Source organism: Fictibacillus nanhaiensis (assembly GCF_042686385.1).
Lineage (GTDB): Bacteria > Bacillota > Bacilli > Bacillales > Fictibacillaceae > Fictibacillus > Fictibacillus nanhaiensis.
In genome coordinates this window covers 1,878,728-1,892,796 of record NZ_JBHUPF010000006.1, presented here as the reverse complement: position 1 = coordinate 1,892,796, position 14,069 = coordinate 1,878,728, and the positions used below count along the sequence as shown (strand labels likewise).

At 37.5% G+C, this 14,069-nt stretch carries 17 protein-coding genes; 4 read left to right on the top strand and 13 right to left on the bottom strand.

Translation table 11 applies throughout. The annotated features are described in order from the left end of the window. The first annotated feature begins 13 nt into the window (after nt 1–13). Both ACFS5O_RS13395 and ACFS5O_RS13390 read left to right on the top strand, forming a co-directional pair. Entirely contained in the window at nt 14–1,093 is a 1,080-nt protein-coding gene (locus ACFS5O_RS13395; RefSeq protein WP_205726431.1) for a response regulator aspartate phosphatase, read from the top strand. Continuing rightward, nucleotides 1,090–1,218: a hypothetical protein gene (locus ACFS5O_RS13390; protein WP_318300222.1), complete on the top strand. Its 129-nt coding sequence runs from the start codon at nt 1,090–1,092 to the stop codon at nt 1,216–1,218. The genes ACFS5O_RS13395 and ACFS5O_RS13390 overlap by 4 nt, the downstream gene beginning before the upstream one ends. Before the next feature lie 256 nt (nt 1,219–1,474). Here ACFS5O_RS13390 and ACFS5O_RS13385 read toward each other — a convergent pair whose 3' ends face one another. Genes ACFS5O_RS13385 through ACFS5O_RS13375 form a run of 3 tightly spaced genes read right to left on the bottom strand, consistent with a single transcriptional unit; the run spans nt 1,475 to nt 2,717 of the window. Continuing rightward, a complete protein-coding gene (locus tag ACFS5O_RS13385) occupies nt 1,475–1,789 on the bottom strand; it encodes a DMT family transporter (protein WP_318300223.1) in 315 nt (104 codons plus the stop codon). Beyond that, nucleotides 1,789–2,130 (bottom strand): DMT family transporter, encoded by a 342-nt coding sequence (locus ACFS5O_RS13380; RefSeq protein ID WP_205726432.1) that lies wholly within the window; start codon nt 2,128–2,130, stop codon nt 1,789–1,791. The genes ACFS5O_RS13385 and ACFS5O_RS13380 overlap by 1 nt, the downstream gene beginning before the upstream one ends. Further along, the gene (locus tag ACFS5O_RS13375) at nt 2,130–2,717 is read right to left on the bottom strand and encodes a TetR/AcrR family transcriptional regulator (protein WP_205726433.1); all 588 of its coding nucleotides are present in this window, start codon (nt 2,715–2,717) and stop codon (nt 2,130–2,132) included. The genes ACFS5O_RS13380 and ACFS5O_RS13375 overlap by 1 nt, the downstream gene beginning before the upstream one ends. Nucleotides 2,718–2,871: 154 nt before the next feature. Between ACFS5O_RS13375 and ACFS5O_RS13370 the strand changes: the two genes are divergently transcribed. Then, complete coding sequence (locus ACFS5O_RS13370; RefSeq protein ID WP_205726434.1) at nt 2,872–4,053, top strand: FtsW/RodA/SpoVE family cell cycle protein; 1,182 nt, start codon at nt 2,872–2,874, stop codon at nt 4,051–4,053. A 197-nt stretch (nt 4,054–4,250) separates the two neighbouring features. Here the strand turns inward: ACFS5O_RS13370 and ACFS5O_RS13365 are convergent, their stop codons facing one another. The 10 genes from ACFS5O_RS13365 to ACFS5O_RS13320 all read right to left on the bottom strand — a co-directional run bounded on the left by ACFS5O_RS13365 (nt 4,251) and on the right by ACFS5O_RS13320 (nt 13,477). Continuing rightward, nucleotides 4,251–4,400 carry a hypothetical protein gene (locus ACFS5O_RS13365; protein WP_205726435.1) on the bottom strand — a complete coding sequence of 50 codons (150 nt, stop codon included), beginning with the start codon at nt 4,398–4,400 and terminating at the stop codon, nt 4,251–4,253. A 68-nt stretch (nt 4,401–4,468) separates the two neighbouring features. Then, a complete protein-coding gene (locus ACFS5O_RS13360; RefSeq protein ID WP_205726436.1) occupies nt 4,469–4,606 on the bottom strand; it encodes a hypothetical protein in 138 nt (45 codons plus the stop codon). Continuing rightward, nucleotides 4,603–6,804 (bottom strand): sensor histidine kinase, encoded by a 2,202-nt coding sequence (locus ACFS5O_RS13355; protein ID WP_205726437.1) that lies wholly within the window; start codon nt 6,802–6,804, stop codon nt 4,603–4,605. The genes ACFS5O_RS13360 and ACFS5O_RS13355 overlap by 4 nt, the downstream gene beginning before the upstream one ends. Then, the gene (locus ACFS5O_RS13350; protein ID WP_205726438.1) at nt 6,782–7,474 is read right to left on the bottom strand and encodes a response regulator transcription factor; all 693 of its coding nucleotides are present in this window, start codon (nt 7,472–7,474) and stop codon (nt 6,782–6,784) included. Before ACFS5O_RS13350 ends, ACFS5O_RS13355 begins: the two co-directional genes overlap by 23 nt. 187 nt (nt 7,475–7,661) lie before the next feature. Further along, nucleotides 7,662–8,090 (bottom strand): SRPBCC family protein, encoded by a 429-nt coding sequence (locus ACFS5O_RS13345; RefSeq protein WP_205726439.1) that lies wholly within the window; start codon nt 8,088–8,090, stop codon nt 7,662–7,664. 155 nt (nt 8,091–8,245) lie between these two features. Continuing rightward, nucleotides 8,246–8,617, bottom strand: a complete 372-nt coding sequence (locus ACFS5O_RS13340; protein ID WP_205726440.1) for an iron chaperone — start codon at nt 8,615–8,617, stop codon at nt 8,246–8,248. 95 nt (nt 8,618–8,712) lie between these two features. After that, on the bottom strand, nt 8,713–9,567 hold the full coding sequence (locus ACFS5O_RS13335; protein ID WP_318300281.1) for a zinc-ribbon domain-containing protein: 855 nt from the start codon (nt 9,565–9,567) through the stop codon (nt 8,713–8,715). A 267-nt stretch (nt 9,568–9,834) separates the two neighbouring features. Beyond that, nucleotides 9,835–11,871 carry a molybdopterin oxidoreductase family protein gene (locus tag ACFS5O_RS13330; RefSeq protein WP_205726442.1) on the bottom strand — a complete coding sequence of 679 codons (2,037 nt, stop codon included), beginning with the start codon at nt 11,869–11,871 and terminating at the stop codon, nt 9,835–9,837. 74 nt (nt 11,872–11,945) lie between these two features. Then, on the bottom strand, nt 11,946–12,704 hold the full coding sequence (locus tag ACFS5O_RS13325) for a kanamycin nucleotidyltransferase C-terminal domain-containing protein (RefSeq protein ID WP_205726443.1): 759 nt from the start codon (nt 12,702–12,704) through the stop codon (nt 11,946–11,948). A 26-nt stretch (nt 12,705–12,730) separates the two neighbouring features. After that, nucleotides 12,731–13,477 (bottom strand): class I SAM-dependent methyltransferase, encoded by a 747-nt coding sequence (locus tag ACFS5O_RS13320; protein ID WP_205726444.1) that lies wholly within the window; start codon nt 13,475–13,477, stop codon nt 12,731–12,733. Nucleotides 13,478–13,682: 205 nt separating this feature from the next. Here ACFS5O_RS13320 and ACFS5O_RS13315 point away from each other — a divergent pair, with 205 nt between their 5' ends. Then, nucleotides 13,683–14,063 (top strand): hypothetical protein, encoded by a 381-nt coding sequence (locus ACFS5O_RS13315; RefSeq protein ID WP_205726445.1) that lies wholly within the window; start codon nt 13,683–13,685, stop codon nt 14,061–14,063. Nucleotides 14,064–14,069: the final 6 nt, after the last annotated feature.

Genomic DNA, 14,069 nt, shown 5'->3' with positions numbered 1-14,069 from the left:
AAAGGAGTTTTCCATGAACGTCGGAACTAGAGAGCCCCTTACACAGTCACTCGAGCGGTGGCATATAGCCATCCGGACAAATCACATACAACAATCCGAAAGCATACATAACGAGATTAAAAGTGAGATCACACAGATCAAAGACCCCACTACACAGTTGTATTATCAACTGTTAAACAGCCGTTACTTAATATTGAAGAAAGAACTCGCTTCTGCTCATGCCATACTCGATACCTTAAACGATGTTCATTTGAATCGAACAGACATTTTTGGATACTATATGAACTTAATTACCGGCATGCTATTAACCGCTGAAGGGAATTACGAAGTAGCAGAATTACGTTTCATCCGAGCGTTTAACTTATTAAACGTATTGAACAGCATGACGGATGAAATCGTGCGAGCAGATTTCTATCATAAAGCTGCCGTTTTGTACTATCACATCCGCCAACCACTCACGGCTTTGGATTATGCAAACGAAGCTTTGAAAACATTATCTGAAGCAGAAGATTTTGAACTGCTTCAATCCGGTTGTGAAAATATATTAGGACTTGCTTCTCTATCATTGAAACAATATGGAAAAGCAGAAGAACATTTCCTCTGTGCTCTTGATCTCGCAAAGCGTATTGATCAGTCATATACTTCTCTGATCAAATACAACATAGGTTATCTGTATGCTGAACAAAACATGTCCGAACTGGCAGTACGCTATTTGTTAGAGGTATTTGAAGAAGAAGAAGCCTTTTATAAGACCCACTTCTTATTGTCTCGAGAATATTATCGATTGAATAACGAAGAAAAAGCAATACCTTTCTATGAAAAAGGAATCGAGCTCGCGAATGAAGAATATCTTCATCACTTCAAAATCCTGAACGCCTTAAATCAGGCAACAGATATTAATGAGCTTGAACGTATTGTTAAAGAAGGAAACGACTATTTTAAACAACACGAACTCTTTGGTTTCGTAGAAGATTATGCTGGAGAACTTGCACAGGTCTTCTTCACCAAAGAGAACCACAATAAAGCTAGTTATTATTTTAAAGAGTCTTACGAAGCAAAACGCGCTTTACAAAAAAAGGAGGCACTAAAATGAAAAAATTCGCTGCAGGCATCATCATCGCTTCACTTGCAATAACGGCTGTATTTGTTGGAGTTTCCACAAAATCAGTTGAACAAGCCGAGCATGGCAGAACGTTCTCTGTTTCTCAAAAATTATAAAACTATTATTTGCACAAAAAACGATCAGAAGTTTTCTGATCGTTTTTTGTGCTTTAATTTATAGATGACTTTATGCTTCTCCAATATTCATCGCAAGCAGCAAAAAGAAAAAGAATACAAATGTTTGCTATTTATCGTAATACCTAAAACTATATTGGTCCACTTTTTTGACAATATGGCGAAAATGACACCTGATAAGGTTAAAAACTTAAAGTGTATAACCAGGGTATTCTACTAACTTCTATAGAATTCCCTCTTAGCTGATCAGTTTAAGTCCAACTGCGGCACTGAGCACCATTGCCATAAAAAGTATTCGTAGCCTACTTTTTGATTCACCATAAAACAAGATTCCGACGATTCCGGAACCCACTGTACCAATTCCCGTCCAAATCGCATAAGCCGTTCCCATAGGTAAAGATCGCATAGCGAGACTCAACAAAAGAAAACTGCTGCTAAATCCTACAACAAGAACAAGAAAAGATATAACGCTCCTCTTCTTAGCAACAAGGTTCATACCTGTTACACCTACTACTTCAAAAAGACCTGCAAACACCAGAAAGATCCAGCCCATTATTGAACCCCTCCTTCTGATTTTGGTTTTCCTGTTACTAATTTTAGTCCCATAACTCCAACAAGAAGGACGAGAATCAGTAAAATTTTTAGCATTCTAAAGGGTTCTCCAAAAACAAGCATCTCCATCAACACGGTCCCACTTGCACCTAAGCCAGTAAATACAGCATATACGGTACCTACAGGTAGGTGTTTCGTGGCCAAGATAAGCAGTGTAAAAGAGAAGATGATCGCGATTGTTGTACCCGTCCAAGTTAACATAGTGTTAGAGTGCTTTAGACCGATCACCCAACACACTTCAAATACTGATCCTAAAAGAACATAACCCCATGAACGATTCATTACAATTCACCACTTTCACAACTAATTCCCCGCCAGAAAACGGACCATGACTGTTTAGACCTTTTTTGCAGACGTTCTGGAATTCCATAGATTAGCTCTACAAGAAGTCCATCTAACATGGTCAAAAATGCAAGAGCTGCTGTTTCTGGTGTAATATTCGTTTTTAGTTCATCCGAATTTTGTTCGAAAAGCTCAATAAACAAAGTCTCCAAACAATCAACAAACTTATTACTTTCAACTTTAATCACTTCTTCATGCTTAACAGGCGGGTAAAAAATTGTACGCATAAAAAATTTCATATTATTGTTCTGCTCGAATCGTTCTAAATACTCTGTTAAAAATGTAAATAAAGCATCTTTTAGCTCATTAGAGTGTTGATCTTTAATAAATTGTTGTACAAAATCGATTTCACAATCTGTTGCATCATGAAATGTTTGTATGTAGAGATCATCTTTACTCTTAAAATGAGTATAGATCGATTGTTTTTTTATGCCTACCTCATTTGCGATTACCGACAAAGAAGCACCTTCATAACCAAGTTGTGCAAATTGAATGAGTGCATTTTGTTTTAATTGATCGTAAGTCATTTCACAGTCCACCTTCCGAACGGTCGTAAGTTAATCTTATCACACTATTTTATCAAGTCAACATATTGAAATCGCTTAAATTTACATCATTCTAGTCAAATTGTGGTATCATTATTTTTGGTAAAATAATGAAAAAAAGGAAGACGTGCGTTACATGAATACTCCAGATAATAAAACATTTATAGATAAGTTAGATTACGGAATTCTATTTATACTCTTCTTATTGTCAATTATTAGCTTGATGTTTATATATAGCGGCCAACAGTCTGGTCAATATAATGATAATTTTGTTCCGAAGCAGATTTTTTGGTACACACTTAGTACGATTTTGATGCTCGCTATTGCACGCTTAGATTTTGAGCAGCTTAAAAGAATGTCTTGGTATTTTTATGGGATTGTTTTATTTTTTATTGTGATGTTAATTTTTGCACCAGAAAGTATTGCAAAGCCGATCAACGGTTCAAAAGCGTGGTATCAATTACCTTTCCTTGGCTCTTTTCAGCCTTCTGAATTTATGAAGATCGCTTTGATCTTAGTTCTCAGTAATATCGTTGAATCTCACAATTACCAATATATTCAGCGAACGATAAAATCGGATCTATATCTAATTTACAAAATGGGACTAGCAAGTTTAGCTCCTATTATCTTTGTCGCCATCCAGCCAGATTCAGGAATGATCATGCTCTACCTTTCCATCATTCTATCCATCATATTCATATCAGGTGTAAGCTGGAAGATCATTTTGGCGGTTATCTCATTGCCATCTATCGTCTTGACAGCATTAATCGTCATCTATTTTAAATTCAATGACTTTTTTCAGACGAAACTGCTCGTCTTACTTCTTCCTCACCAACGAAGTAGGATAAACGGCTGGTTAAATCCGTTTGAATACACCGACCAAGGATACCAAACGAAACAAGCGATTACAGCGATCGGTTCAGGTTGGTATTCCGGTAAGGGATGGATGGAAGGAATCATGTATGTACCTGAAGCCCACACAGACTTTATCTTTTCCATCATTGGGGAAGACACTGGTTTTCTTGGGACATCCATAGTGGTCAGTTTGTTCTTTTTGTTGATCTATAAAATTGTGATTTTAGGTGTGAAGTCGAACTACTCTTTCGGCGGATATATGTGTTCCGGGATTATAGGACTTCTCTCGTTCCAAATCTTTCAGAATATCGGTATGAATATTGGGCTGTTGCCGGTAACTGGGGTTACTCTTCCGTTCCTAAGTTATGGAGGCAGTTCACTTTTGTCCAACATGATGTTAATGGGGATTGTACTCGGAGTGAGTGTGCAGACGAATCGTTATATGTTTGAGATTCAACAATAAATTGAGTGTAGTTTCACCTGAAAATGGGACAACGACCAGATAACTTCTGGTCGTTGTTTGTTTTCGTGGGATTTTTGCAAGTCGTTGATCTCCGTTCCAGGTGCTTCGCTTTCCGCAGGGCAGGCGGTGAGCCACATTCTTAACGTTTCACTTTTAAGTGTCTCACCTGCCCACCTGTCCCGCAGGAGTCTCGCACCTTACACTCCAATCAACTTATATGGGAGCTTTCTGCTAATCTGTCCGATTGAAAGGATAATCTGTCCATTCTTGAATGAAATCTGTCCGATTAGGTATTTTATCTGTCCAATTCCGTTCTTAATCTGTCCATTTCCAATTACAAGTAACAATTCCCCCTCACTTCAACATGCCAACAAATGAAAAGCACTCCTTCGACTAGAAGAAGTGCTTTCAAAACTTATTCACTTGTTGGAAGGATCTCAGTAACATGAACCGATTCCTTCATATTAGGACTACCTGCATTATCTGCAAAACCGAAAATACTTAACACCACAATGGTCACACCAAGTAAGAATTTTTTGTTCACTTTCATCATTTCACCGCGTCCAATTCAATCGTCGCCTTAAACAGATCACCGTCAACGTCGATATCCAGGCTACCTTCGTGAAGATCTACGATAGATTTTGCAATAGCTAACCCTAAACCTGAACCGTCCGTATGACGTGATGTGTCTCCGCGTTTGAATCGCTCAAATAATTCTTCAAAGTTTCCGCCTAGTTCATATTTCGAGACATTTTTAAATGAAACGACAATCTTTTGATTTTCCTCTGAAACGGACACGTATACTCTAGTATTCTCCATAGAGTACTTTAGTGCGTTGCCTATTAGGTTATCGAAGACACGCCACATTTTTTGTCCATCCACATGAGCAAATATTGGAACACTAGGTGTTGCTAGTCTAAAAGTTAATGATGATTCCTTAATGGTTTCGTTGTATTCGGCCATGGACTGCTGAAGCAACTGGACGATATCCACCTTATGTTTAACCAATTCCAGATTCCCGCTTGCCATCTTAGAAACTTCGAACAGATCGTCAATTAAGATTTTCAGACGTTTTGACTTACGATCTATGATTTCTAGATATGCATTCTGATCTTCTGTTGTTACTTCTTGTGATTTTAAGAGTTCCGTATATGTGATGATGGATGTTAACGGAGTCCTTAAATCATGACTAACATTCGTAATCAGCTCCGTTTTAAGCCTTTCACTTTTAGCTTCAGCCCGTTTAGATGTTTTCACACCATACTTGAGTAGGTTAAGGTTACCTGCAAGCATTGCTAATGCCGATTTTCCCTTATGAGGCAGATCTTGTTCCATCTGTCCTGCCGCAAGTTCTTTCGAATGCTGAATGATTCGATTAAAATACCCTATCCTTTTAAAAAGGTAGATGAGTACGGGTAAGGTGAAGAGCAAAAAAAGAATGCAATAAACGACAAATGCCATAGGTTGATAGAATACAACGGCTGCACCGAAACCTGACAAAAAGATGACAAGGAGAAGCAACATAATTTGAATTCCAACGCTTCGGTTGTAAAAGGCATCAGAAACTAATCGATAAACCCATCTTGGTGACTTAATAATGAACGCATCTCGATACAACGGTTTGTTATTAACATCACGGTAGATCCATACCCCTTGAACTAATGTGATACCTACCACAAACGCTGTAATCAGAAATTCAAATAGACCATCACTATACATGATTGAAAATGCAAGATGATCGTAGTTTTGGGCATTCATGACGATTGTCATATATGCAAAAAACATACTGATCAGTAAGCTTCCTAAACGAATATCAATCGGCACTTTTCGATAAATGTTCTTTTTATCCGAAGATATAATCATCTTTAGTGGATGAAGTCTTCTTCCCCATATGATTACCGTGATAAGTAGTAGAATACTTGCAACTGAAATCCCATAAAAGAAAGATTGTCTCTTCTCAAAATCATCTACTTGCTTTTGTAACCAGCTGCCTTCTTTAGGAAGAGTGATGATACCCTGAAGGTTCTTTGTATTTTGTGTCAAATATTCGTTATAGTCGTAATCAGAAAAGAAATCTTGTTCGTTTATGACCAGATTGCCATCTTCAGATGAAGAGGAATATTCTTTCGTGAATAGATTGGATTTTCCTTTAAGTTCCGCTGGACGATCTATTGTCCGTACATTTGTATACACATCTTTTGTATTTAAATCTACTAAATAGTAGTTGAAACCTAGTCGGTTAGGATCATAGTCTGAGATAAAACGTTGCCTTTCTTTTACAAAGTCATTTATTTCTTTTTCCTTTTCCTTCACAATCTTTGCTTCGATGTGTTCGTCACTTTTAAAGTTTTCCATGATATCTTTTATTTTTGCATCTCTTTGTTGTTCATAAAGCTTCACAATATCTTCGTCTTTTGCAGCCTTAGCTTCATCAATCTGATATTCATATTGGTTTTTGATATCCGCTACTTGCTCTGACAAACTTCCATAGCGAGTACGATGCTCTTCAATTTCTTCTTTTGAAACTTTAATATTGTTCTTTAGCTCGTCTTTAGATAGATAATTGACTTCAGATATACTCAAAAAATTAATAAACTCTTCAAACTCTGCGTTAAATTCTTCTGTATGAAAGTAATCCTTCTTAAAATACCAGTGTCCGTTCTCAAGTATTGAAACGATCCCACTTAACCCAAAGGTCAACAATACTACCCAAACAAAGAATTTGGTTCTATTTTTCCATTTTATATCCAATTCCCCATACCACCTTTAAATATCTAGGATTTTTCGGATCAATCTCGATTTTTTCTCTGATCTTGCGAATATGTACCGCAACCGTGTTCTCGGCATTATAACTAGGTTCCTTCCAAACCCGTTCATAAATATCATTAATGGAAAAAACTCTTCCAGGGTATGACATAAGCAACTCCACAATCTTGTATTCGATAGGAGTTAGTTTTACAGAGTCACCGTTTATAGCAACTTCCTTTGCTTCTTTATCGAGAGTTAGGCCGTTCAGATCGATGAAATTCCTTTTGCCTTCATATGTACCCAAAGTTATGTAACGCCTTAGCTGAGATTTAACACGAGCGATCAGCTCCAGAGGATTGAATGGTTTTGTCACATAATCATCGGCACCAATCTGCAGTCCTAGTACTTTGTCGGTGTCTTCACTCTTTGCACTTAAGATAATGATGGGTATGTTTTTTTGTTCTCGTATTTTAAAGGTGGTTGAGATCCCATCTAACTTTGGCATCATAATGTCCATCACAATAAGATGGATAGGCTGTTCATCTAATTTCTCTAAAGCCTCAATTCCATCTCTAGCCTGAACAACGGTTATTCCTTCATTTTTTAAATAGATCTCGATTGCATCACGAATTTCCTTTTCATCATCTACAACTAACACATTAAAATCATTCATTTCCTCACACTCCCTTCTGCATTATAGCATGGCATATATTTGAAATTATCTTTATTCTACACAGCAATCCTTTATATTTAGTTAGCAAAAATCTTAAGACTTTCTTAAGTTCCGCGAGCTCAAAATATAGGCAAACAAAAAAGCACATTTCTATTTAAAGAAATGCACTCTCTCTTATAAAACAGTATTAGTTTTGAGCTTCACTATATCTTTTAAAATTGTCCATAAATGCTTGCCAACCGGCTTCTTGCATTTCAACCGGATTCGACGCTTCTGCTTCAAACGTTTCAACAATTCTCGTGTCATTTTCCAAACCGACAAAAGTAATGGTTACTTTTCTTCCATCATCTAACGTATAAGCAATGAATTCATTTGTTTTCACTTCATCGTATGCTCCGCTAAAATCAAACCCAAAGCTGCCATCTTTTGCTTCCATTCTCGTAAGGAACCTTCCGCCTTCTCTTAGGTCATTCTCTGCTTTAGGTGCGTGCCATTCATCAGACGCAAAACTCCAACCTGTAATATGCTGAGGCTCTGTCCAGTATTTCCAAACTTCTGCAATCGGTTTATGTACGGTCGTTTCCACTGTAATCATAACTTTGTTAGATGTCTCCATTATTCCAACCACCTTTTAAATAGGATATTAGATCGTTGACCTACCATTTTAACAAAGTAACTCTTCGATTTCATTTAGGTAAGACACCGTTAATTATTCAATAAAAAATACATTTCTCCTGCTTTGAAAAATAATTTTTAAAATTTAACTTTATATTATTCACGCCAAAATTTTGTGTAATGAGCTTTATCCTCTATATTAAATGAAATTATTTTTTCAAGCAGTTCATAATTCACTTCATCTTTCCAGCGAATGCGGAACAACCCTTTTGTAAACGTATAACCAGCCTTCTTAATATCGTCTGCAAACTTCACCATCGTTACTTCTTCAGGTGCTAAACTAATGTGCTGTTTAGCCATAGAGATTCCAATAATAAATGTTCCATGATCGGTATACATCGGAGTATTCCACTTGAATTGTGGTTCTAAAGAAGGGAACTTTTTTGCAACCCACTTCAAAACTTCTTCCATTCGATTTCGTTGATCAGGGTCATTAATACTTGCTAAATAATCTATAAAAACTTCCATAATTTCCTCCTTTAACGATCTAAACTTCGGACTATCTTCTGCTTTTTAGTGTAAGTATTTTTCAAGTTTATAGCAAATGGATAACTGATTGTTTTTTACTTGTTTGAACAAGTTTGACACCCGACTCCTTTTACACGGTCTTTCACTCTAGCTGTGTATTCATCACCACAATTTTTGCAGAGCCACCAAACGTTATTGTATGAAGTAACGGAAACATCTTTAGCTGTTTTATGTACACCAAACAATGTACCATTGCGATCAGGATGCCATTCAGCTGCAATCTCTGGATACATCATAAAAAGAGAATTCTCTATTTTTATACATTCTGGACAACGGGACTTATTCTTAATTCTTTTTCGAATTTTTTCCCGCCAAACATGTCCTTTTTCACATACCCACGCTACTTCCTCATTTGAATTGTACACTACCTCCTGTGGAGTTATCCCATTGTTAATGGTAGACCATTCTTTTATTAGCTCGGGATGAACGGTTGCCAAACAGTTCTTTTCGTAAGCCTTTTTATCTGAGCAATAGACACACACACTTTTTGGGTTGTGAACACGATCTTTCACCGTTTCTTCCCACTCATGTCCTCTTTTACACACCCACCATCTCTGCGGCCAAACCTCCTTGCTATCTACATCTCCAGAAGTAAGATTTAGGTTACGTGTTGGATGCCATTGTTGACAGAGTTCAGGATCGGCCTCCGCTAATGTCTCACGTTTAACCTCTCCAAACTGATACGATCGCTTTAACGCCCTTTCTTCTCTGACACAATCGGAACATTCCAAGTTCTTTTTATATCGCTCACGAATGGTCGCTCCCCATTCATGTCCTTTTGAACAAACCCACCATATGTATTCATAACTGCCAAAACTCGTTTGGCACGGTTCTATACCTTTATTTTTTGTAGGATGCCATTGTAATAATAATTTACTCGGTAATAACATCTGCTTCAAATTCTCAACCCTTTCTCATTCAAACAGCACGCATAATAAAAAAGAACTACACAAAAGACCTCTGTGTAGTTAATTATACCTATAAACCTATGAAAAGAACTTGGGAAAATTATAGTTAAATAGACCTTATAAACATAGGTATGTATTTGGTTTTTTCCCAACTTTGTACGTTTAGAAATTTTGCATTAGTCTCTAACATGTTAATAAAGAAGCTCTCCTTCATAAAAGAAGGAGAGCTTCTTTAGATTATATTGATTTCTAATACTTACTGATACTCACTTTTCCAGAAAAGAACGTTGCTCCACCACCCATATCTGCTATACGATCAGGCGTTAGTGAATTGACTAGATGCTTCGTGTCTTGATCTGCTCCCCATAACCCCTGGGTAACCGCTACACCACGGAGAACATTCTCACCAACACTGGCTATTAGTATACATTCTCCTTGTTCATTCCACACGCGTACCCTATCTCCGTCTTTAACTCCTGCTTGATCTGCATCAAACTGATTCAAGACAATCTCAGGTTCTTTTTCTAACCGTGTATGTTTGTCCTGGTTGGCAAACGTAGAGTTAAGGAAGTTATGATTCGGCCCTGCAATAAATTGTAGTGGATGATCAGAATCGTTAACTAAAGGAATATAAGTAGGTAGTGCAGGATAGCCGTCCTGCTTCATTTTCTCAGAATATAATTCTATTTTTCCGCTCGGGGTTGGGAGCTCTGTTGGAAATTCCACCTTTGCCTTGACGTATTGTTTTTTACTCAGTACCTCAAAGTCTATTTGCTCAATACTCGGATTTGAACGTAAATCTAAGGCTTGATCTATCAGTTCTGCTTCTGTTTCTTCAAATGCTTTTTCTGTAAAATCCATGCCTTTAGCAAGGAGACGGAACACCTCTACATTAGACTTTGATTCCCCGTAAGATTCGATCACAGGCTGTTGAAGCTGAATGTAATGATGCCAGTATGACGTGTAAAAATCTGTGTTCTCAAACGAAGACGTAGCAGGTAAAACGATGTCAGCATATTTTGCGGTCTCCGTTAAAAATAAATCATGAACCACTGTAAACAGGTCTTCTCGTTCCAAGCCTTTTCGAACCTTATTCCCCGCAGGTGCTACAACAGCCGGATTCGTCCCATATACAAAAAGTGATTTTATAGGAGGATCTAAAGTGAGCAAGGCTTCTCCAAGCAGATTCATGTTGATCACACGTGTGTTTTTATTTGCCTGCAGATCTGGCCGTTGTAGATTAGCAGTGTTAAACGCAAGATAAGCTGAATTCCCTTTTATCGCTCCTCCACCTTTTACAAGCCATTGACCTGTTAAAGCCGGCAAACAAGAGACTGTTCTCACAAACATTCCACCATTATCATGATGTTGTGGTCCGTTTCCAATGCGTAGAAACGCAGGAGATGTTTGACCGTACATCCGAGCAAGTTTCAAAATATCCTCTACAGGTACACCCGTGATGCTTGAAACCGTAATCGGATCATACTGCTCAACATGTTTTCGTAACTCTTCATGTCCAACAGTGTATTGGTCCATAAACGGTTCATCCACCATATCTTCAGCAAAGAGAATATGCATCAATCCCAATGCGAGAGCCGTATCTGTTCCTGGTAAGATGGGGATGAACCAGTCTGCAAATCTAGCAGTCTGATTTTTATGAACATCAATGACGACAATCTTTGCTCCATTTTGTTTACGTGCTTGTTGGGCAAGTGAAACTTGATGCATATTCGTACTAACAGCGTTAATCCCCCAGAAAATGAACAGTTTGGAGTGAATGGTATCCTCAGGGTCAATACCGAAACTCGCACCCATCGTATATTTGTAGCCCGCTGCACCTGCTGAATTACAGATGCTTCGATCTAGTTTTGAAGCTCCTAGTCTATGAAAAAAACGGCGGTCCATTCCTTCAGCTGCAAGATTACCCATATTTCCATAAAAGCTGTATGGCAGAATGCTCTCAGCACCCTCGGTTTGAAGCAAATCCTTCCATTTCGCAGTGATGGTGTTAATCGCTTCATCCCAGCTTATTGGTTCAAAATGTCCTTCACCTTTCGCTCCAATACGCTTCATCGGATATTTTAACCGCTTTTCATCATATAGGCGTTCAGTCATGTTTCGAACTTTATTACAAATAAAGCCCTTCGTGACCGGATGATCCGGATCACCTTCAACTTTTACAATTTTTCCGTTTTCTTTATGGAGGAGCAACCCACATTGATCGGGACAGTCTAAAGAACAAACCGATGGAAAAACACCGTTTGGGCTATCTACAAAACTGGTCATATGCATTCTCCTTTCCAAGATGTAAGGTTCATACCTTTTTGTTGTTTTTCAATTTTAAGTAGTACTTGCAGTACTTACAAAAAGGATAAATAATCCTCTTCAAGGCGAATACCGTGTATTCTTGCCCAATCTGAAGTGGTACTCCATAGATCGCCTACAAAGCGTTTTAATTTTTCTACATCTGTATGTAACGATAGTACTTCTTTGATGTTTGTTTCAAAATGGTCTGGCAAAGATTGAAAGCTAAAAGCTTCTTCATACATGGATCTACTTGATAAGAATTTGTGCCGATTTTTTAACCCAACTAACATAGTAGTCCAATATGCTACTTGCCGTGACTCATGTGCAGCTACAATCGAGTCTGAATCTTTCAATGTGAATATTTTATAAACATGTTCATACATGTCTGCAAGAGCATCTTTCATTAAGATGTTGAAATTTGTTTGTGACTCCGTTTCCAATGCTATTTCTTTTAGAGTCTCATATAAGTTTGTTGGATCATAAAGTATCTTACTCGTAAAAAACACATCTCCCTTAACACACCATTCATAATCCATGCTTCTTGCTTTCGAATGAATCTTCTCAACTGTATTAAAACTAATCCCTACGAACATTTCTTTATAAAAGAAAGCATACCATTCACTCTCTCTTCCATCCACTACTACACGCAACTCCAAATCTGACTCGGGACGATCCATTCCTTTAGCAGTTGACCCTTCAATGGCTACGGAAATTAAACGTTCTTCATACTTCCTTAAAAGGGTCTCAAATATCTCATGTGCAACATATAATCTGTCATCTGTAGTAAATTCTTGAGGTTTCCATCTATTCATCGGTGAGCTCCTTTTAAAGCAGCAATCTACTTTTTAGACGCTTTTATTATAAATGTAGCGGGAACAAGGTTTGCTTTTTGAGTAGAATACCATCTGGAAGGATCCTTAGAATGCTCAACTGGTAAGCAAACATCATCTATTACTTTTTCTAACACAAAGCCAGCATCAATCATAGCATTTATATATGTGCTTAACTTTCTATGATGAATGACAGCTAGATTATGCCAACCTTCATTATATTCCGGTCCTTCAATCACATAAGATTTGTTAAAGGTGAACGAAGATTCCTCGTACTTCAATCGATCGTGAAGCGGATGTTCCCAACTGAAGACAAACGTACCACCAGGTTTTAAATAGTCGTATATATGAGAAAAAGTTCGACTTAAATCTGTTGTCCAGCCTAAAGCGTAGATCGAATAAACCATATCAAAATATCCGATCGGTAACCCTGGGTTTTCTTCCATAGGAGATTCTATTAATTTCACCTCTGCTTGTTGGTTTTTTAGCACCGATTTCGCAGTCTCGATCTGTTTTGTGCACAGATCTAATCCCCATAATTCTTTAGCCCCTTCTTTCCCCATATATTGCAAAGAATGACCACTACCACAACCAATGTCCAAAACCTTTTTACCGCATATCGAACCAAATAACTGAAGTTCTAGTTCACTTAATGTAAATGGGCCGTATTCTGGAAGTGCTGTTCGACCGAAAAAGCGTTCGGCTGATACCTCCCACCTTTGCTTATTCATTTTTAATATTTCCGTTGCTTCCACAAATGCCACGTCCTTTATATCGTATTAATGCAGATTAGTATCCTGATTCATGAGAATAAAAACTTCCATATAAAATCATGGTAATCCTTCTTGGCTTAAAGAAATTTAAACGAGTAAGTATACAACGTACACATAAATAATTTACTTTCATAACGAAATTTAACATATAATGGAATAAAGTGGTTATATGAAAGGAGAGTTATTGATGAACTTAGCAAATAGAGGAGCCATATGGGGATTAACCATTTTAGCTTTCTTTACAATCGTTTTTACTTTCGTTGAATTAAATCAACCTTATGAATCACCTGAAGACGCTCAATCTCGATTTGAACTCCATATCCCGCCCTTATATACAATTTTAATGGTTAGTGCTACATATATCGTTTTTAAATGGAACAAAAAGTTGCATCTTTTTGCTGGACCCTTATTTATATTATTAGGGGGGTTTTGGTATCTTTGGATTTTCAGAACCTTTACAACAGGATGGGTTATGATGCAAGGTTTAGTTGGACTCTTAATTAGCATAATCATTTGCTTTATCCTAATGATATTTCATCTGTTTACAATTCGGAAAAGAACAAGATAAGCCCTC